Source organism: Spirosoma profusum (assembly GCF_014699005.1).
GTDB lineage: Bacteria > Bacteroidota > Bacteroidia > Cytophagales > Spirosomataceae > Spirosoma > Spirosoma profusum.
On sequence record NZ_JACWZY010000009.1, the window covers coordinates 93366 to 114662 of the forward strand.

At 46.6% G+C, this 21297-nt stretch carries 18 protein-coding genes; 14 read left to right on the forward strand and 4 right to left on the reverse strand.

The window, feature by feature from the left end; genetic code table 11:
• Positions 1 to 50: 50 nt before the first annotated feature.
• From IC229_RS13025 to IC229_RS13065, 9 genes are all read left to right on the forward strand, one after another.
• Entirely contained in the window at positions 51 to 620 is a 570-nt protein-coding gene (locus IC229_RS13025; protein WP_317171565.1) for a cold shock domain-containing protein, read from the forward strand.
• A gap of 423 nt (positions 621 to 1043) precedes the next feature.
• Positions 1044 to 1214 carry a hypothetical protein gene (locus IC229_RS13030; protein WP_190887418.1) on the forward strand — a complete coding sequence of 57 codons (171 nt, stop codon included), beginning with the start codon at positions 1044 to 1046 and terminating at the stop codon, positions 1212 to 1214.
• A gap of 150 nt (positions 1215 to 1364) precedes the next feature.
• Positions 1365 to 1739: a hypothetical protein gene (locus IC229_RS13035; protein WP_190887419.1), complete on the forward strand. Its 375-nt coding sequence runs from the start codon at positions 1365 to 1367 to the stop codon at positions 1737 to 1739.
• A 99-nt stretch (positions 1740 to 1838) separates the two neighbouring features.
• Complete coding sequence (locus tag IC229_RS13040) at positions 1839 to 2876, forward strand: fatty acid desaturase (RefSeq protein ID WP_190887420.1); 1038 nt, start codon at positions 1839 to 1841, stop codon at positions 2874 to 2876.
• A gap of 436 nt (positions 2877 to 3312) precedes the next feature.
• Positions 3313 to 7302: a hybrid sensor histidine kinase/response regulator transcription factor gene (locus IC229_RS13045; protein WP_190887421.1), complete on the forward strand. Its 3990-nt coding sequence runs from the start codon at positions 3313 to 3315 to the stop codon at positions 7300 to 7302.
• 127 nt (positions 7303 to 7429) lie between these two features.
• Positions 7430 to 7735, forward strand: a complete 306-nt coding sequence (locus IC229_RS13050) for an antibiotic biosynthesis monooxygenase family protein (protein WP_190887422.1) — start codon at positions 7430 to 7432, stop codon at positions 7733 to 7735.
• 12 nt (positions 7736 to 7747) lie between these two features.
• Complete coding sequence (locus IC229_RS13055) at positions 7748 to 8401, forward strand: hypothetical protein (protein ID WP_190887423.1); 654 nt, start codon at positions 7748 to 7750, stop codon at positions 8399 to 8401.
• 65 nt (positions 8402 to 8466) lie between these two features.
• Positions 8467 to 9816: a right-handed parallel beta-helix repeat-containing protein gene (locus tag IC229_RS13060; protein WP_317171568.1), complete on the forward strand. Its 1350-nt coding sequence runs from the start codon at positions 8467 to 8469 to the stop codon at positions 9814 to 9816.
• 7 nt (positions 9817 to 9823) lie between these two features.
• Positions 9824 to 9985 (forward strand): hypothetical protein, encoded by a 162-nt coding sequence (locus IC229_RS13065; RefSeq protein ID WP_190887425.1) that lies wholly within the window; start codon positions 9824 to 9826, stop codon positions 9983 to 9985.
• A gap of 130 nt (positions 9986 to 10115) precedes the next feature.
• Here IC229_RS13065 and IC229_RS13070 read toward each other — a convergent pair whose 3' ends face one another.
• A complete protein-coding gene (locus IC229_RS13070) occupies positions 10116 to 10694 on the reverse strand; it encodes a DUF4142 domain-containing protein (protein ID WP_190887426.1) in 579 nt (192 codons plus the stop codon).
• Between the two features lie 127 nt (positions 10695 to 10821).
• Here IC229_RS13070 and parS point away from each other — a divergent pair, with 127 nt between their 5' ends.
• From parS to IC229_RS13090, 4 genes are all read left to right on the forward strand, one after another.
• Complete coding sequence (gene parS / locus IC229_RS13075; RefSeq protein ID WP_190887427.1) at positions 10822 to 11205, forward strand: type II RES/Xre toxin-antitoxin system antitoxin; 384 nt, start codon at positions 10822 to 10824, stop codon at positions 11203 to 11205.
• Between the two features lie 60 nt (positions 11206 to 11265).
• Positions 11266 to 11712: an RES family NAD+ phosphorylase gene (locus IC229_RS13080; protein ID WP_190887428.1), complete on the forward strand. Its 447-nt coding sequence runs from the start codon at positions 11266 to 11268 to the stop codon at positions 11710 to 11712.
• A 282-nt stretch (positions 11713 to 11994) separates the two neighbouring features.
• Positions 11995 to 14514: a DNA gyrase subunit A gene (gene gyrA / locus IC229_RS13085; RefSeq protein ID WP_190887429.1), complete on the forward strand. Its 2520-nt coding sequence runs from the start codon at positions 11995 to 11997 to the stop codon at positions 14512 to 14514.
• 153 nt (positions 14515 to 14667) lie between these two features.
• On the forward strand, positions 14668 to 16110 hold the full coding sequence (locus tag IC229_RS13090; RefSeq protein ID WP_190887430.1) for a tetratricopeptide repeat protein: 1443 nt from the start codon (positions 14668 to 14670) through the stop codon (positions 16108 to 16110).
• A gap of 476 nt (positions 16111 to 16586) precedes the next feature.
• On the opposite strand, the gene IC229_RS13095 is transcribed toward IC229_RS13090, so the two are convergent.
• Entirely contained in the window at positions 16587 to 17114 is a 528-nt protein-coding gene (locus IC229_RS13095; RefSeq protein ID WP_190887431.1) for a helix-turn-helix transcriptional regulator, read from the reverse strand.
• Positions 17115 to 17381: 267 nt separating this feature from the next.
• Complete coding sequence (locus tag IC229_RS13100; RefSeq protein WP_190887432.1) at positions 17382 to 18197, reverse strand: 2,3,4,5-tetrahydropyridine-2,6-dicarboxylate N-succinyltransferase; 816 nt, start codon at positions 18195 to 18197, stop codon at positions 17382 to 17384.
• 1325 nt (positions 18198 to 19522) lie between these two features.
• Here IC229_RS13100 and gap point away from each other — a divergent pair.
• A complete protein-coding gene (gene gap, locus IC229_RS13105) occupies positions 19523 to 20515 on the forward strand; it encodes a type I glyceraldehyde-3-phosphate dehydrogenase (protein ID WP_190887433.1) in 993 nt (330 codons plus the stop codon).
• Positions 20516 to 20596: 81 nt separating this feature from the next.
• Here gap and trmB read toward each other — a convergent pair whose 3' ends face one another.
• Positions 20597 to 21259 (reverse strand): tRNA (guanosine(46)-N7)-methyltransferase TrmB, encoded by a 663-nt coding sequence (gene trmB / locus IC229_RS13110; protein WP_190887434.1) that lies wholly within the window; start codon positions 21257 to 21259, stop codon positions 20597 to 20599.
• Positions 21260 to 21297: the final 38 nt, after the last annotated feature.

Consider the following 21297-nt stretch of genomic DNA (forward strand, 5'->3'; position numbering starts at 1 on the left):
ATTAAACCAGGCACGCAACTTATTCAGTAGCTCAGGGGTTATACTTGCAAATGTGGGCTGAATCAATCGAAACAGGTATCCAGGTTTCGACTGTTTCAGCCCACATCGTTTTTGCCCTAGCCTTTAGTGGGAAAAATTACGCTAATCGTTTACTAAACCTTATATCAATGGGTAGATCGCAAGAAACATTTTCTAAAAAAGAGAAGGAAAAAGCCAGAGATAAAAAAAGAAAAGATAAAGAGAAGAAGAAAGAAGAGCGTAAAGCCAATCCAACCAAAGGGCAGAGCCTGGCTACCATGCTGGCCTATGTTGATGAGAATGGCAACCTGACCCATACGCCCCCTGACCTGCAGCGCAAGAAAGAAGTATCCATTGATGAGATCGCGATCAGTGTGAGCAGACAAGAGAAGGTTGCTGAACGGACTACCCGAGAAGGTGTTATCAACTCGTATACCGAATCAAAAGGATACGGCTTTATCAAAGATGCTCATTCCCAGCAGGCTATATTTTTCCATAAAAGTGGACTTATCGATAAGGTTCACCTGGATGATAAAGTTAGTTTCCAAGTTGAAAACACCCCAAAGGGACTAAGCGCTTTTGACATTCGAAAGCTTAGTTAATTGTTTATCAGCAGGTAAGTTTATCAACTATCAATAGCCAAGCAATAGTTGACCTCTACCTACGTTAACTTACTAGATCACCAGGGTTTTACTTTCACCCGGATACGCTCTCCATTTAGACAAACTGGCGGTTGTATTCACTGAACCGTCATCCATGTCGCTCTATTCATCAGCTCAACAAGTAAGTAATGTCTGTAGGTAGCTCATTCTCATGCAGTGGGCTTGCTTATAAAACCGACTGGTATTACTTACTCAATCCAATAGTGTGTACTAACACATCAAGTAGTATTTTTACACGACATTGATTAACTGTGGCGGTAAAAAATCGACACAATTCACAGTACGAGCGATTGTAGGCATGTATCATCCTTATTCGCTAGTCAAAATGCTACTGGTAACACGTTCTCCCATTCTATTCATTCGATGCAAAAACTAACAGCAAAAGATCGTCAACGAATTGCCCACCAAGTTATAGAAGCAGGTAAAAAACCATATTTGGTTCGCAATATGCCTAAAACCGTGCTGTACCTGACCTACGAGCAAGCAGCAAAACGAACAGATTTGATTCCTCAGTTTACGGCTACCGATTGTTGACCAGGCTAATCGGTAAGCATCCATTACGTCCTCACACTCCAAACCTGTCAATCATTTTGACTAGCTGGTTCTGAGGGCGATTACGAGCGGAGAACAAGCTTAACGAAGGCGTTAAGCTCCAATGATAGACTAATTTATTTTGTCGGTTCTATGAGCAAACAGGCCTATATTCAGAACGTAATTGACTGGGTTAGACTAAGGGGTTATTCAGCTATTAAAGCCAATGCCGCTGACTATACAATGCCGGCTAGCTATGGACGACAATTGGATGGGCAGTCATTTGTCCCCGATGTAACCGGGCAACAGGGTGACCAAAAATCCTATTTTGAAATCGTTCTTAAAACAAAGGACACGGATTATCTAACCGTTAAACTGAAACTACTTCATCAATTAGCTCAATTGAGTGGTGGGCAATTATTTTTGATGACCCCTAAAGGACACTCCCTATTTGCTAAAGCCATCGCTGATGCCAACCGGATAACAGCCGAAATCATCATATTACCTGACATCAAGAAGATGGGCTGAACCGTGCCTTAACCTGGCCTGGCCAGGGGTTACAATCACTGCGTATTGCACCTGCTTAAACCTAATTTTCTACTTAGTTTCCTACTTACAGCTTCTATAATGGCATTTATTGACAAAGTTCTTCAACAACCTTCTTATGGATGGAGTAATCAACAGGGCGAGTTAATTGTCCCAACGACTAAAGAACTCTATAAAGAGGCATTTTCCCGGATCAATGTCTTTAAATCCAAAAAGAACTGGGTTTCCGCCCTGAGTTGGCTGATGGCGGTTTGCCTGCTTCCTTTCGCCCTGCTGGCTTTCTTCAAGTACTTTACAATTCAATTATTTACGATTGGCTTTCTCTATGGTATCCTGATTATGAGTACCCATGCCACTATTTGGTTTCATCGGTACAGCACTCATAAAGCCTATACGTTCAGTCATCCGATCTGGCGATTCATCACCCAAAATCTGGTGCTGCGAACCTTTCCTGAAGAGATTTACGTAGTATCACACCACGTACACCATTCAAAATCAGATCAACCCGGCGATCCTTACAATGCGAGAGGTGGCCTGATGTACTGTATGTTATCGGATGTCAATCATCAGAGTATTGCCAAAGATCTGAATGAAGAGGAATTTGCCAAGGCTTCTGGTTTCCTAAAGCATACGGGCATTCGGATAAATAATTATGCGAAGTATCTGAACTGGGGTTCAGTTGCCTGTCCGTATTACACGGTTGGCCTATGGGTACTGAATTGGTCGTTCTGGTACGCAATGTTTTTTCTGATAGGTGGTCATGGTTTAGCCTGCTCTATGTTTACGGGAGCCATGTTCTGGTTCGTTCTGGTTCGCGCATTTAATTATACAGGGCATGGAAAAGGCGAAGTCAAACACGTAGAAGGTGTCGATTTCGACCGCCGGAATCTATCTATAAACCAGAGTCGACCAGGCTTTTTTTCGGGTGAATGGCACAATAATCACCACCTGTATCCAAGTAGTGCCCGGGCAGGTTTTCTTCCGCTTCAGATAGACTTTGCCTGGATGTACATCTACAGTTTGTACAAGCTTGGGGCTGTTTCCTCTTATCGGGACAATAAAGCAGACTTCTTGAAAAAGTATGTAAATCAACGGCAATATGAAAATGCTCAGCCTTAGTTTCCCAACATGAATAAGCTAGCCCAGTGGCAGTCTTTGAGGTGCGGCAACCATACGTAGTCATTACTTCACAAAATGCCCCTGTACTTACGCGCTACTGATTCTCAACAAATGATCAGGATGACAAAAATCCCCAATATGACACTTAAAAACGATACAGCTCTACACTAAAATCCTCCCCACTAAATGTAGGGAGACAAGTAAGCCAGCTTTTTTAGTCGTGATACTTTTGGTTTTGTTTTTAGAAAAAAGGTAAACTCATGTAACTGCGATATGGAATCTGGATCTTTGAAACATACCGTAAAAGAGTAAAACTTAAAAATCAATATAGCGTCTACCGTATGTGTCTGATTGGTTCCTATATTGTGTAGCATAGCTGCTACGTTCTTCAGCCTCTTTTATAGCTTAATAGCTATCAGGTGAAATTTTCACCCATATGATGACCCGCGCGATTGGCCGTTTTGTGCTCTTGTTGACTTTGATGGCTCAGTCGATACACGCTCAGGTCTCTCCGTTTTCTCAATCCGAACTCATTACTGACCGTCAGGGACTACCCCAGGCTTTTGTATCGGGCATCGTACAGGATCGGCAGGGGTTTATCTGGGTGGCTACCCGCGATGGACTATGTCGCTACGATGGTCAGCAATTTAAAGTGTTCCAGCCTGACCCGAATGGCCGCCCATCGCTCTCTTTTGCGGGCGTCAATGACCTGACGCTGGATCATTGGGGACGTATCTGGATCACCTGCGATGACAACAGTATCGATATCGTCGACCCAAAAACCGAACGATTTACGCACTTTTCGCGTCAGCCTGCTTACAAAAAATGGCTGGGCAATCAGAAACCCACTCATTTCCACATCGACCGCCGGAACCGCCTGTGGATGGTATTGCCGCAACCAGCCGGCCTTATCTGCATCAACCTGACGACTAAACAGGCACAGCGTTATGAACATTCGCCTGGTTCTTCCGGCGTCATAAGTGGTACGTTGGTGACCAGCATTGCCGAATCCACCGACGGGGCCATCTGGGTCGGTACAGACCGTGGACTGGATCGCTTTGATGAAACAACCCGTCGATTTCAGCCCTATCGAAATGGGGCAAACCTGTCGAGTGCATTACCGGAAGGCAGAGTTTACGACATTGGGGCCATGCCTACGGGCGAACTGCTGGTGGCTACCCATCAGGCCCTGACCTGCATTCAAAAAACGGGGCAGCGTCATGTTTATCCCATGCCAGCCGTTCAGGAATACAAGTGGCATGGTCTTCATTTTGTTGCCGACAGTCGGGGAACGATCTATTTCGAACTGGCAACCAAGCTTTGTCGCTTCACCAAAACGGAAGGCGTACAAATTCTGACGAAGCAGGAACCGGATGTGAACCTACGGCAAAAAGAGGGATTAAGTCTGTGGGTCGACCGCTCCGACGTACTGTGGGAAGGTACCAACGGTTCTGGAATCCGCAAATATGATTTACGCCCCAATCCGTTTCTGGCGGCCCCTTACCATCATTCCTTTCATGTCGATTTACTGACACCGCACTGGCTAGGTGGGCTCTATGGACAGTTTCCACCCCAAAGCGTTTTGCAGAATCTGAGCAGTTACCTGTTTCGGTACACGCTGGATAAACAGCAGAACCTATGGTGGAATGCGGGTAGTTCGGACGTCTATCGACTCAATCGGCAAACCCGAACAACCGACCGGCTCCGGCTTCCCGTTACGTTCTCGACTAAAGACACCGAGGGGATTCCCTGTCCGTTAGCCACCGATCCGCAGGGGCAGGTGTGGGCCGTGTATGATTCCTTAGTCTGGCAATACAGTGATTCACAGGCAAACTGGCAGTTGTCGCCGTTCCGCATTCCGGTCCGGCAGACAGGCCAGGTCATGTTGGTCGTCGTCGACGACGCAGCTTTCTGGCTGGCTACGTATCGAACGGGTCTCTGGCGGCTCGACCGGCGAACCGGGCAACTTCGGCATTATGCCAACCAGCCTGGCAATGTCCGTTCGATGAGCAGCAACGTACTGTATTCAATGGCTCCTGACCCACAGCACCCGAACCGGCTCTGGATTGGTACGTTTGGTAGCGGTCTGTGCGCATTTGATAAACGAACGGGCGAAAGCCGTCGGTTTACGGTTACGGAGGGTTTGCCCAACAATGTCATTTATTCGGTCCTTCCGGTTGGGAAAGATGCGTTGTGGCTGGGTACGAACAAAGGCATCTGTCGATTTAACACACGCACGTTTACAACCCGGAATTTCACACGTGATGACGGGATACTGGCCGATGAATTTAATCGGTATCACTACATTCAACTTCCGGATAATCGCATCGTGATGGGCGGGCTGGAAGGGATTACGGCCTTCAATCCGAACCGAATCGATCAGGATACGTTTGCGCCACCTGTTGAACTGACCGATCTGCAAATTAACAACGAACCCGCTTCTGCTACGTTGCTGGATTCGCTGCCTATACAGGCTGTTACGCAGATTACCCTGCCTTACAATCAGAACTTTATTACGGCCCGATTCGCTGCCTTACAGTTCAACCGACGTAACAAAAATCGCTACCGTTACCGGCTGGAAGGTCTGGAAGAAACCTGGAAAATCACCGACCAGCCGCTGGCGACCTACACCAATCTTCCGTCCGATCACTACGTATTACTGCTGAATGCCTCGAACACATCGGGGCGCTGGAGTCACTACGTTCGTCGGCTGGACATCACGATACGTCCCCCGCTTTGGGCAACCTGGTGGGCTTACGTACTGTATTCAATCGCCATTTTCGGCCTGATTTATGGCTTACTGAGGTTGTGGGTGAACCGGATCAAACTTCAGCAATCGGTTCGGCTGAATCAGCAGGAAGCCGAACAACTGCGGGAAACAAATGCCATGAAAACCCGTTTCTTTGCGAACATCACCCACGAATTTCGAACACCACTGACGCTGATTCTGGCGCCTACCGAACAGCTCGTGAGCGAAAATTCTGAACCTCGTACGCGTCGTCGGTTACTGACAATTGAACAGAATGCGCATCAGTTACTACGTTTGATCAATCAACTGCTGGATTTATCGCGGCTGGAAGCGAACGTAATGCCCCTGCACGAGTCAGCTGGGGAATTGACCGAATGCATTGCCAACTGGCTATTTCCGCTCACGGAAGCCGCTACGACACAGGGAATTACGCTCACGTTTGACTCGAACGTAGCGGGGAGTCATTGGTTCGATGCTGCCAAGCTCGAACGTATCGTGTATAATTTAACGGCGAATGCGCTCAAGTTTACCCATACGGGCAGTATTAGCGTTACGTTAACCGAACTGGATAAGGGTGTAGAACTGCGCGTTGCCGACACCGGAATCGGTATTCCCGCCAATCAGCTTCCGCACATCTTCGACCGCTTTTATCAGGGGCGGTCTGGGTCAGCCCAAGCCGGAATGGCCGCCCAATCGAAGGAGAGCGAAAATCCAGGGACGGGTATCGGACTGGCGCTGGTAAAGGAACTTGTTCTTCTTCAGCAGGGTACAATTCGTGTTGAAAGCCGGGAGCAGGAAGGAACTACATTTTTTGTAACCCTGCCTTATCGGAAAGCCGAAATGCAAACTCCGCCATCTGAACCAGATTTCGTTCATCAAACTGAAGTCAGTGACGTAGCCATTAACGTATTGGTGGTGGAAGACAATGACGAACTGGCGCGGGTCATTACCCAGAGTCTACCCGCCACTTACTACGTCCGACGGGCCGTTGACGGGCAGGATGGTCTGGAACAGGCGCTGGAACATGGCCCCGATCTGATCATTTCGGACGTAATGATGCCTGTCCAGTCCGGTCCACAGATGGATGGTTTTGAACTCTGTCGCCAGCTGAAAACCGACGTTCGCACCAGTCACATTCCCGTGATGCTGCTGACAGCCAAAGTAAGCCTCGAAAATCGGCTGGAAGGGCTGGCGCAGGGGGCCGACGATTACCTCACGAAACCGTTCTACGTAGCGGAATTACAGTTGCGGGTGCATAACCTTCTGGAGCAGCGTCGGCGGCAGCGCGATTGGCTCCGGCAGCAGTTAACGCAGGCCGAGCCGTCTGAAGCAACGCAACCCGCTCCACTGCCCGACCCTTTTCTGACGCAGCTCTATGCTACGTTGCAGGCCAACCTGGGCAATCCATTATTTACCATCGAACAACTGGCCGATCAGGTGGCCATCAGCCGGGGCCATCTCCACCGAAAAGTGAAAGCCCTTACCGGCCTGTCGCCTATCGAACTGGTCCGTAATTACCGGCTCAAAACAGCTACGAACCTGTTACGTCAGGGCCTGACCAGTTTAGAAACCGCCGATCGGGTAGGCTTCGAAAGCGGCTCTTATTTCGCCAGGTGCTTCCGGGATCTTTACGGAATTACCCCCACCGAATTTGCCCGCACGCAGCGTTCAGCCTGAGCAAACCGCCATTTTTTTGTCATTTTTTCGGTCGATGCGACATGTGTAGCCACATTGGCGACATTTGAGCTCACACGCTACGTCCTTTCTCCGCCACTTTTGCTTCCAGACTTTTCGCTTCTAATCCATGTACGTGCGAACGCTGGAAGGACAGCTTGGCAAGGCTGATCGGCAGGAAGCCATCAACTACGTCCGCGAATCAATTGCCCCGGCCCTGCGCCGACAACCAGGCTTTGTGAGTGCCCGACTCTGGAGTAATCCGGCCAGTGGACATTCTCAACTGGCGCTGGTCTGGGAGTCGGAGCAGGACCGTCAGCGGGCCGATGCCGATGGCTTTCTGCAAACGCTGTTGTCGCATCTGGCTCAGTACTACGTAGCACCGCCCGTCTGTCAGCACTACGAAATCAATGTACAAATCGTATCACTACGTTAAACCAGCTAACCCATGTACTCAGCTTTACGCTTTCTGACTTTTGGTCTGCTCTTCCTGATGAGCCAACTTAGTCAGGCACAGATTATCTACGTAACACCTGCGGGAGCGGGTAACCAGAGCGGCTCGTCGTGGGCCAATGCGCTGCCCGGTACGTCGCTGCAAAGCCGTTTAGCTACGGCCACGAGTGGTACGTTTCTGGTCGGTGCCGGTGAATATACGCCTGCCGCTGTCAGCGACCCGACGAAAAGTTTTTTCATTCCCAGTGGCGTGCAGGTGTATGGCGGCTACGTAGCGGGCACTACCAACCGCATCACTACGCCTTCCGGTACTACGTTCTCGGGCGACATTGGATCGCCAGGGCTTGTCTCCGACAATAGCTACCACGTTGTGATGTTCCGCAACGCCAGTGCCAATACCCGGCTCGAAGGGGTGGTTATCACGGGAGGATTTGCCGAGGCCGCGGCTCCGAACGGTCAGGGGGGCGGCATCTATAACGACGGCAGTGGCAGTGGTAATCAAAGTAATCCCAATCTTGCCAACGTACTCCTTCATGCGAACACATCAACCAACGGAGTCGTTTTTGGCAACAATGGCGCCAATACGTTCTATACGCCCTCGGGTAGTACGTTGACGGTACGCGTTACTCCCTGCTGGAAACGGGTGTAACAGGCTACACCGATGGCGGCAACACGCTGACTACAACTACCACGCCCTTTGTCAGCACGACCAATCTGCAGCTCCGTCTTCCAAGCCCAGCTATTAACGGTGGGGGTAATGCCGCTTATACAGGAATTGGCGGGCCATCTACGGATCTGGCTGGCGGGCCACGTATTATGTACGAACGTATCGATATGGGGGCGTTTGAATACCAGATGGCAGGCTTCTGCAACAAAGTGGTTTACGTAACCCCTGGAGGAGCCGGTATGCAGGATGGCAGCAGTTGGGCCAATGCGTTATCGAGCTCATTCCTGCAAGAGATGATTAGTACGGCCTGTAGCAGTGTTACGTTCCTGCTGGGAGCGGGTCTCTACAAACCAACCATTGGTGCTGACCGCAGTCGAAGTTTTTTCATTCCGAGTGGGGTACAGATCTATGGTGGCTACGTGGCCGGAACGACTACATGTACTACGTTTCCTTCCAGTACTACGTTATCAGGTGAAATCGCGGATTTGAGTACCAATTGGGACAACAGCAATTACGTAGTCAAATTTAAGAATGCCAGTTCGCAGACACGCCTGGATGGCGTAGTTATTACGGGAGGAAGTGACAAGTTATTAGATACGTCTGGTGGTATTCAGAACGATGGCAGTGGTAGCGGGAACAGCAGCAGTCCCTCACTGACCAATATCATCCTGATCCGAAATGATGGATTTTACGGAGGAGGCCTGTATAATATGGGGCGGAATGGCGGCAACGCTAGCCCTATGCTGACCAATGTTCTTTTTATCAATAACGCGGGCGGTGGTATCTACAATGATGGCTACGCCGGTACGAGTAGCCCTGTGCTGACCAACGTTCGAATTGAGGCTAATTATGGTACTGGTATGCACAATGATGGCACGGAGGGAGGTACGAGTAATCCTGTGCTGACCAATGTTTGTTTTCAGGGAAATGAACACCGCGCAATACGTAATATTGGCACAAATGGTACCTGTAGTCCGCTCCTGACTAATGTTACGATCTTGAATAATACCTATCATTCTCCGGGTGTAGCCGTCTACAGCACTGCATCAACTCCCCGTTTAATTAACTGTGTGGTCTTTAGAAATAAAGGCTCCCAAACATTTTATTCTAGCAATAGTACCTTAACCGTGGAATACTCGCTGCTGGAGCCTGGCCTGACTGACTATACCGATGGAGGAAATAACATAACAACTACTATTTCTCCTTTTGTGAGCGATAATGATCCACAACTCAATGCCTGTTCACCAGCCATCGACGCGGGAAATAATAGCCTGAATACGACCCTAACGGATCTGGCCGGTAACCCCCGTCGGCAACGTACCATTGACATGGGCGCTTTCGAGTTTCAGGGAACGACTATGGGCATGGTAACCATCCCAGACGGGTTCCTGGGATGACCCCAGTGTGTGGTCCTGCGGTCGCGTACCGGTAAGCAGTGATGCCGTTCGACTTAGTCATACCGTTACGTTACCCGCGAATTATTCAGCCCAGGCCAAACGGTTGATTTTCATCGCCGGTCAGTTGCTTCGGTATCAGGCAGGTAGTCGGCTCCGGCTTGGTTTATAGCAACGTAGTGAATCATGGCGAGCAGCGCTGCTACGTAGCTGTCCTAAACGTATCAACCCGCGTTCAGACAACTGGCGCGGGTTGATACGTTCTGAAATAATTGGTATTACGTTCCTGTAATCGCTGCGGATTACTGCATGGCTTTATCAATGGCGTTGATGCGGTCCATATGAGCTTGCAGCGTGGGTAAGGTTTTGCGGGCAAACTCTTTAACGGCCGGATTCGTATCGTCATCGTCAGCCGCTTTTTTGAATAAGTCAATGTCTTTTTTGTGGTCGTTGACCATCATGCTGACGTATTTCTTATCAAACTCAGCGCCCGATAATTTAGCCATTTCATTGACGTGTTCCTGTTCTTCGGTACCCAGCGTAGAAGGTAGCGTGATGTTGTGTGTGGCGGCAATGGATTTGAATTCCTCATTGGCTTTCGAGTGGTCTTTCACCATCATCGCACCGAAATCTTTTACATCCTGACTAGCCGCTTTTTCCTGAGCAAGCCGACCCAGTTCTACTTCCAGCATCCCGCCGTTGGCGGCTTTTACGGCAAATTCATTCGTGTCGTCACCCTGACCGGTACCGGCTTCTTCTTTCGCTTCATTCGTCGAATCCGCGTTTTCTACGCTGTCGGCACTTTCCTGTTTTTTGTCGTTGCAGGCCTGGAAACTCAAGGTGCTGACGGCCAGCAGCAGCATTATACTTACCTTTTTCATAACGTATTGAAATTAGTTGATCTATACCTACAACCAATAATACCTATTTAGGTTTGAGGAAGATAGGAAACGGTGAACCGTTGGACAAAATTCTGTGTTTGTCAGACAAAATTCCTATGTTTGTCGTATGATACCATCGAACCGCACAGCCCTTGTCTTTCTGGCCCTGAAAGGAATTCCGGCGACCCGTTTTTTCGAGATTGCCGAGTTAACAGGTTACAAGCGCGAGCAACTCGCTGAGGTATTCGATACGTCCCTCAAAACATTCCAGCGGTACGAACGCGAGAAAAAGAAACTCAATCCACAGGACAGCGAAAAAGTGCTTAAAATCATGGCGCTGTTTCAACTAGGCGAGTCGGTTTTCGGATCGGCATCCGCCTTTCGTCGCTGGATGGACAAACCCGCCTACGGATTAGGTAATCAAATTCCATTTGACCTGCTCCACACATCCGGCGGCATCGACCTCATTTTCGACGAACTGATACGTATCGAATACGGCGACCTGGCCTAAGGTGTTCCCCCAATATAACGTAGCACGCCCTTATTCCCTGTGCCCCGAGTCCCTTGCCCCATGCTCGTCTACCGGATTACCAAAACCCAGTATGCCAACCGTCTGGTTGCTTCAGGAGGAGCCGCCCGCTGGAATGAGCGTGGGCAAATGGTTATTTATACGGCTGCGACGCGGGCATTGGCTTGTCTGGAGAACGTAGTACACCGAAGCGGGGAGGGGCTTCTGGCCGATTTTCGAGTGATGGTCATCGACGTAACGGATGAACTGGATATAGAAACCATCACAACCGACAGTCTGCCTGCCGACTGGTTTGAGTTCCGGCAGTACGATACCTGCCAGCGGATAGGAGGGGAGTGGCTCCAAAACGGCCGAACTGCCGTGCTGAAAGTGCCGTCGGCCATTATCCCAAACGAATGGAATTACCTGCTCAATCCCGCTCATCCCGATTTTTCGCAAATCCAGTTGCTACGTACCGAACCGTTCGTGTTTGATCCGAGATTAAAGTAGAGACAAGGCATGCCTTGTCTCTACAACAACCCTATAACCTTACAACTTTCCTACATTTTCGTTGAAATAGAATTGTATTTCACTTAGATGATAGGTAGATGGATGTAACCACATTCTTCGGGGGTAGAAATGATAATTTAATGCCTGTTTTTACCTATTTTCTTGCCTGTTTGCGGGATTATTTCTGTTTTGTCCCGAAAAATTTGTATATTTGTCTATAAGGTGTGCCAGGCAAATGCCAGGCGTTTGAATAGTAATTTTTTGCGAAACTCCTTCTAACAAATGGCGGAAGAAACTCCCGACCTCGAATCTCCCAGTAACATTATTCCCATAAACATTGAGGACGAAATGCGCGGTGCCTACATCGATTATTCGATGTCAGTTATCATCTCGCGGGCGTTACCCGATGTACGCGACGGTCTGAAGCCGGTCCATCGCCGGGTGCTGTTCGGTATGGCCGAACTGGGCGTTAGTTATAATAAACCTCACAAGAAATCGGCTCGTATTGTGGGGGAAGTGCTGGGTAAATATCACCCGCATGGCGATGCCTCGGTATACGATACGATGGTACGTATGGCGCAGGATTGGTCGCTGCGGTACCCACTGGTTGATGGCCAGGGTAACTTTGGTTCGATCGACGGTGATTCACCAGCTGCGATGCGGTATACGGAAGCGCGTCTGAAACGTATCGCTGAAGAACTGCTGAACGATATCTATAAAGAAACCGTCGATTTTCAGCCCAACTTCGATGATTCGCTGGAAGAACCGACGGTTATGCCGGCCAAACTTCCCAACCTGCTCCTAAACGGGTCGTCGGGAATTGCCGTGGGGATGGCCACCAATATGGCTCCTCATAACCTGACCGAAGTAGTCGATGGTATCATTGCCTATCTGGATAACAACGACATCACCGTAGAAGAGTTGATGCAGTACGTGAAAGCGCCGGATTTTCCGACCGGAGCAACCATCTACGGCATGGAAGGGGTGAAGTCGGCCTTTATGACGGGGCGCGGGCGCGTCGTGATGCGGGCCAATGCCACCATCGAAGAAAATAAGGGCAAAACCCAGATCATCGTAACGGATGTGCCGTACATGGTGAACAAAGCGGTGATGCTCGAAAAGACGGCCGATCTCATCAACGAAAAACGAATCGAAGGTATTACCGCCTTTCGCGATGAATCGGACCGCGACGGACTGCGTGTGGTATATGACCTGCGTAAGGATGCGATTCCGAACGTAGTACTCAACAACCTGTATAAGCATACGGCCCTGCAATCGTCCTTTAGCATCAACAACGTAGCGCTCGTGAAAGGACGCCCGATGGTGCTGAATCTGAAGGATATGATGAAGTACTACGTCGAACACCGCTTCGACGTAGTGACCCGCCGGACGCAGTACGAACTGCGGGAGGCCGAAAAACGGGCGCATATCCTGGAAGGTCTGTTGATTGCGCTCGATAACATCGACGCGGTGATCAACCTAATACGTTCCTCGCGTGATGCGGAGATTGCCCGGACGGGTCTGATGAGCCAATTCTCGTTGAGTGACCTGCAAGCCAAAGCCATTCTGGAAATGCGTCTGCAACGGCTCACCGGTCTGGAACGCGATAAGCTACAGGCCGAGTACGACGAGCTGATGCGTGAAATCAACGAACTTCGCGCCATTCTGGCGAGTGAGGAGCGCAAACGACAGGTCATCAAAGAAGAACTGATCGACATCCGCGCGCGCTATGGCGACGAACGTCGGACGGCCATCAACGCCCTGGGCGACGGTAACATCAGCGATCTTTCTCTGATTGCCGATGAGGATATGGTTATCACCATCTCGCACGAAGGCTACGTCAAACGCACGCCAACAACCGAATACCGGTCGCAGAGCAGGGGAGGAGTAGGGGCTAAAGCAGCGGCTTCCAAAGAAGAAGATTTTACGGAGCATCTGTTCACGGCCACCATGCACAATACGTTGCTGGTGTTTACCCAGCGTGGTCGGCTGTACTGGTTACCCGTACACCAATTGCCCGAAGGATCACGTACTGCCAAAGGTCGTCCGCTGGCGAATTTCATCAATATCGAATCGGGCGATAAGGTACGGGCGGTCATTAACGTAACGGATCTTAAAAACGAGGACTACATCAACAATAATTACATTGTGATGTGTACGCGGCAGGGAACTATCAAAAAGACCATGCTGGAAGCCTTCTCACGCCCCCGTCAGAACGGGATCATCGCCATCACCATCGATGAAGACGACCAACTCATTGGTGTCTGCATGACCAACGGCAACAACGAAATCGTGATTGCCTCCAGTGCTGGTAAGGCCGTTCGCTTCCACGAAAGCCGGGTGCGCCCGATGGGACGTACCGCAGCGGGTGTTCGCGGGATTTCGCTCGATGATGAGGATAAGACCGACCACGTAGTAGGGATGGTGTGTATCGACTCGTCCGAAGCTCAGTTGCTGGTCGTGTCGGAGAAAGGCTACGGCAAACGCTCCGAAATTGAAGGATATAGAATTACCAACCGGGGCGCAAAAGGCGTTGGTACGTTGAAGGTGACCGAAAAAGTGGGCAGACTGGTGGCTGTACTGGACGTAGCAGACAATGATGACCTGATGATTATCAATAAATCAGGAATTGCCATTCGGACGCCAGTGAACAAAATCAGCGTGATTGGACGTAACACACAGGGTGTTCGACTCATCACCCTACGTGAGGATGACGAGATCTCTTCGGTAACGAAAATTCGTCAGGAAGAAGAAGGGGAGGAGGGCAAACCTGCTGAACCTGAAGTAGCACAAGAAGAATAGTAGGTATAAACACTTATAAATAAGCCAGTTGAGCCATTCGGCCTGATGTAAAAATCAAGCGAATGGCTCAAACATTTTTAGGCTTAGCATGCTTATACAGACAGATTCCGTAATTTCGTTTCTAATTAAGGAAAACACAACCCCATTTTACACATGAAACCAGTTTTTTTGATTCTCGTCGCGTGTTGTCTGTCGGCAGGTGTGCAGGCGCAGCAAAGTGGTGCGCCTGCAGTTGATCAGGCTGCTCAGGACGCTATTAAGAAGGAAAAAGAAAAGAGTGATAAGGATATTACGGACGCCAAATCCAGTGCTAAGGCCGCTACCTGGATGGCCCGTGCCAAAACGTATGAAGGTATTGCCGCCGGTGGCAATATTAAGCTGGATTCGGCAGCTGCTACAACTGCTTACGATGCTTACAAGAAAGTAGTCGAGTTAGATAAAGATAAGAAAGGTGCTCCCGGCAAGCTAGCCAAAGAAGCGGAAGATGCCTTGAAAAGCCCGACGCTTTATAATGCTTTTATGCAGCAGGGGGTAGCTAAATTTCAGAGCAAGAATTATGGTGATGCGCTGAAATCTTTGTCGATGGCAGGAGAGATTAACCCTAAAGATACGCTGGCACCGTTGTATAGCGCCATTGCTGCTCAGCAGGTGAAAGACAATGCTACGGCGAAGGCACAATTAGAAAAGTACGTAGCCAGCGGTGGGAAAGACGCAACCATCTATGGCTCGCTGGCGACACTCTATCGCTCGGATAATGAAATCGACAAAGCTCTGGCTACGCTGGATAAAGGTATTGCCCTGGCGCCAACGAATAAGGATTTGTCGAACGAAAAGATTAACATCTGGCTATCGGCTAACCGGATGGATGACGCCATTGCGGGGATGAAGCAGATGGTGGAGAAGGATCCGAACAACGTACAGAATCTGGTAAACCTGTCGATTATTTATAATAACATGGCGAGCAAATCGTCGGAAGAGCTTCGCAAACTGGAAGGCGATTCCAAGAAAGGAAGTTCGGTAAACAAACAACTTACCGACGCCAAAGCATTAGCCGAAACCTATAACAGTGAAGTAACCCGGTTGTCGGCGGCAATTAAGAAACAGCCTAAAAATGCGGAGCTCAAACGTCAGTTAGCCGATGTACAGAAGAAGAGCACGGAGCAAAAAGCAGCTATAGCGCAACTTGAAACGGATGCTAAGGCGGCAGCTTCCAATTCAACGGCTTCAGCGGATGCCTCGCAAAAAATTGGGCCGCTTAAACAAAAGATAGCCGAAGACAAGAAGCAGGAGAAAGTCTATCTGGATAAAGCGATTGCTGTTGATCCGAACAATTACGATGCTAATTATCAATTAGGTGTTTTCTACTATAATGAAGGTGCTGAACTGAATAAGGAACTGGCGGCTATGGATATGAAAGATTACCAGGCTAAAGGAAAAGAGGTTGAAGGTAGGATATGTGGCAAATTCAAACAGGCACTACCTTATTTCACGAAAGCTAAATCCATTAAAGAAGAAGCTGAGGTAACCGAGAATTTGACCAACCTGCAGAATATCCTCAAGCAGTATGAGGAGAAGAAAGTAGTTTGTGCAGAATAGAGAAAGGTAGGGCTGGCCGATGCTGGCCCTATTCTTTAAAAACTTTACTTAACATAATATAAATTATACAACAATTTAAGTAAGTCTGAAATCCACTTAACGTACTAGTTTAAGCGGGACATATAAACAGTATTATCCACACTTTATCCACGTGGAACAGTAAAGTATTGCTTTACAGAGAGTTAGGTAATTTGACGTCAAAAAATGCCTTAATTATAGTAAGAGAGGCATTTTTACGTGTTATCGAAAGTCTTTATTGAATAAATAAACAAACATTATAGACGGTTTAGTCGACGCGCAGAAATGTACTAACTCATTATAAATTAGCCGTAACGAATCCTGCTAATTAGCGGATAAATGAATTTGAATCAATTGTTCACTAAAGCGATACATTCTAATCGAAACCAGATCCTCGTTAAGCTAAATCAAGTCCCTTAGAAAAATTTTCAGGAAATTTTTTACGTAGAAAACAGAGTTCAGGTTGTGGGCATATATTCCCGAAATGAACCGTCTGTATAGAAGATTAAGATACGTTCGACTTTCTTCTCCTGAGCATTTGAATTTATAACTGGTTCTGACGTGTTGGTCGATTCGCTGGCTGGTTCAATATATTGTACAGGTGGACTAACGGGCGTTGTTGCGGGAGGAATTTCGTTACGTTGCGTACGAACGCCTGACGGTTGATTTACATACGAAAACGGTAACTGACTAGTTGCTGCGTACGGATCTCTCCGATCTGTTGCTGGTCGATTGTTATTGGGACGGTTTCCATAACCTGATGAAGGTATCTGATTAGATTGTATGTTGTCCTCTTCCATAATCCAATCATATCCCAACTCGGGGAAACGCCGGATTATTTTTTGAATAATATCAAAGCTAGGTCTGTTACGTCCTGATAAAATGTGTGAGATACTGGAACGCTGTACACCAATCTCATCAGCAAAATAAGATGGTGTGAGGTTTTTATCGATCAGGATTTGTTTAATCTTGTCATTAATAGTCATCGCGTCAGAAGTTAAATCGATCATCACAAATATAAATACAAATCGATTCTGTAAATTATAAAAATTGTGAATGCACGTTTGTATAAAGCTATTGGATGAACAAAGCATACTGTATACAAAAGAAAAGTGGTCAATGTTATAGTTCAACATTGACCACTTTTCTTTTGTATACAGTACGTTCTTGCATTATTGACATTTCACAAAGTGCTACGATTGAATATACTGTCAATAGTATGACTAATGTATCGGTAATTTGTCAATTTACAACTACACTGATACGTTGTTTTCACGTAGCGCATCATTAAGCGACGTTTTCAAATCGGTTGACGTTTTACGTTGCCCAATGATAATAGCGCATGGCACGTGAAATTCTCCGGCAGGGAATTGTTTAGCATAGCTTCCTGGTATGACTACGGAATTAGCAGGAACGTGTCCTTTATATTCGACTGCATTAGCACTCGTCACGTCAATTATTTTAGTAGAGCCGGTAATAGTAACCCCTGCTCCTAACACAGCTCGTTTGCCAATGTGAGCACCCTCCACTACAATGCAGCGAGAACCAATAAAGGCGCCGTCTTCAATAATGACGGGCGCGGCCTGGGGTGGCTCTAGTACTCCCCCTATACCTACCCCACCGCTGAGGTGAACATCCTTGCCAATTTGGGCGCAGCTTCCTACCGTGGCCCATGTATCTACCATAGTCCGCTCGTCAACGTAAGCCCCAATGTTTACATACGATGGCATGAGAATAACACCGGGTGCCTGATAAGATCCATAGCGCGCAACAGCCGGTGGAACAGCCCGAACCTTGGCTTCGGCAAAATTGGTCTTCAGCGGAATTTTATCATTGAATGTAAAAATACCTACCTCCTCTGTCCGCATCTGCTGACTGACGAAATAAAGGAGGATAGCTTTTTTTATCCACTCATTAACAGTCCAGGAACCACCTTCTTCACCAGGTGGTGTAGCTACTCGAAGCTCCCCCCTATCTAATTTTTTTATTATGCCCTGAATAAGCTGAGTCGATTCCGGGTTGGCTAACAATTCACGGTTAGCCCATAAATGTTCAATTTCTTGGGTCATTTAATTAAAGTAAAGGTTTATATAAAATGCTGTAAACTCCTGATAAGACCATAGTTATAAAATTGACCAAATTTTATATTGCTGTACATCAATATTATATAGCCTTATTATCCTTCGTTTTCAAAGGTAAGCAGAAGACATGTATAGTTAAAACATAACCATCTTAAAATATTAATTAGAAGAGGAATGAGCGGTCTCTGTCAAGTCATGAATTCAAATGCAAGCTAGATGTGTGACCTCCTATTTCAAAGTATCTTTCGTAGAATATAAAGCAAAAAATATGCCGTTGTGCATTTTTGGGCATACACAGAATAAACCAAGTTCTGGTCCGCTTGGATGATATCGCCTGCCCAGCTAAAGCCAATCAGGTAGGCAGAATTCCAGTGTACTAGAAATTGTTAGAATAATTAGGGATCAAAGTCGGTACATGGATTCGGGAAATAGGTAGATGAAAACGATAAGGAGTCGTTATTGAAACCCTACTGATATGACCTCGTACCCGCTGTACAATGCTTTTATTGAAATCGGAAATTCATTTAAGAAAATTGTTAGGTATAGACACACCTATAAGAAGTAATAGCAATATATGATTTATGGCTTAAATCTTACCGTTTCAATAAGCTAAAAAAGTAAGCTATAAAGGATGTTTAGCCCAGTGTAATAAAGAATTTATACTAATCACTATTGCAGGCTTATCCAGAGAAACTGGGGAAAATTTTCAACTTAACGTGTGGAATTTCTTTACTAATCTATTTCAAGACGTATGAATACCGATTACGCTAAAAGAATGATAATTAATAGAATCGAAAGGAAGAGCGCTAAAAATAGCTTTTATAGCTATCTAAACAGGGGGGACACTCATTTATGTTAAAAACGAATAGTGAATGCCTATTTGGATGTTATATCGAGCTGCTAATGTACCAATAAAGGAATAAACCTAAAAATATTATACTGGGAAAGATAGAGAATCCTAATAGTATTTAATAGCTAATAAGGACAGTTCGAAACGGTTAATTAACTTTAAGAATATACCTCCTACCCTAGTGATTGCTAATAAAAATGAATACCATAAAATTAGTATTATAATACATTTCAGGATGGAATTAGTATAATACTTAGTATTTACTAAACATAATTAGTATTATTTACTAATTTAGCTAATATAATTTAGTATTTATCTTGTATTATGCTAAAAAACTGCCTTATATATCCATTTGCTAAACATCCATTCCTTTAAATACTAAAGGAATGATTACTAATACGAATGTGTTATAGGCTTATAAATCTTTATATTTGGCCCCGAAAACAAATCATTTTCTCTGTTCATGAAAAAAATACGCGTTGCTATTAATGGCTTCGGCCGTATCGGACGCCTGTCGTTCCGACGATTACTGGAAAAAGAAAACATTGACATAATCGCCATTAACGACCTTACTGATAATGCGACTCTTGCGCACTTATTGAAATATGATTCCGTACATGGAAAATTTACTGGTGAGATTTCTTCAGACAGCGAGAGTTTAACAGTGAATGGAAATCGGATTCACGCTTATGCAGAACGGGATCCTAAAAATCTTCCATGGAAACAATTAGAAATCGACGTAGTACTTGAATCTACGGGGCGATTTGTAGATGAAGCTGGTGCTGGTATGCATTTACAGGCTGGTGCAAAGAAGGTAGTTATCTCAGCACCGGCGAAGGGAAACATTCCAACGGTCGTATTAGGCGTTAACGAAGACACACTGACGGGCGATGAGACGATTATCTCAAACGCTTCCTGTACGACGAATTGCCTGGCTCCGATGGCCAAGGTTCTTGATGATGTGTTTGGTATTGAGAAGGGCTACATGACCACGATTCACGCCTACACTGCCGACCAGAATTTACAGGATGCTCCGCACTCCGATTTACGTCGGGCACGTGCGGCTGCGTTATCGATTGTACCAACTTCCACAGGAGCTGCTAAAGCTGTTGGTTTAGTGTTGCCTCAATTAAAAGGTAAATTGGATGGTAATGCGCTCCGCGTTCCTACTCCCGATGGCTCTTTGACGGATTTAACCGTTATCTTGAAAAAATCAGCATCTGTTGAGGAGATAAACAATGCAATTAAAGAAGCCTCTCAAACTTCACTAAAAGGCATTCTGGAGTACAACACGGATGAAATCGTTTCAATTGATATTGTTGGCAATCCTCACTCCTGCATTTTCGATTCAAAACTAACCGCTGTAAACGGGAATCTAGCTAAAGTTGTTGGCTGGTATGACAACGAATATGGCTACTCGAGCCGGGCGGCTGACCTGATTGCAAGCCTATTCTAGAAGACTCCATCTGCCTTTCTTTAAAATGTCAGATGTAAATTAATTACATAAGTAAATAACCATTAAATGGGCGCGATAAAGTTAAATCGCGCCCATTTTGCATTGTAAATAGTTAATTGTAAATCCTTTATCAAAAAACAATTGTTCGTATTTAGTTTTTATACCGATGTGAATTGTATTTAAATGTGAATTATACAAGTCGGTTGTAAATTGTAAATGATGTATTTTTTCTGCTTTTAATTGTTGTAAACTATAATTAAATAATTCAGGATTGTCAGTTTTCAAATGTAACGTACCACTGGCCTTCAAAACCTGTTTGTACAAAGTTAAAAAGCGGGGATGTGTTAAACGATGCTTTTCCTGTTTAGGCCGAGGCATAGGATCAGGGAACGTAATCCAGATTTCGTCTACCTCCTGCTCAGCAAAAAACTCGAGTAGAAAATTAATGTCGGTACGTAGAAACGCTACGTTCGTTAAACCAAACTGTTGGGCCGCTTTCGATCCCCTCGCTATCCGGTCGCCTTTGATATCGACACCAATAAAATTCGTATTCGGAAAGGCCTGCCCCAACCCTACTGTATATTCACCTTTGCCACAGGCTAACTCAAGCACAATTGGATTCTCGTTTTTAAAATAATCGGTGCGCCAGCGACCACGAATTGCTTTATACAGTGGTTTACCAACTTCAATAACATTCGGGCTTTCCGCATTTTGCAGAAAACGATGGGTTTTTCGTCTTGTCACGGTTGTAAATTAATACGTCAACCGGAGTGGTTGACGTA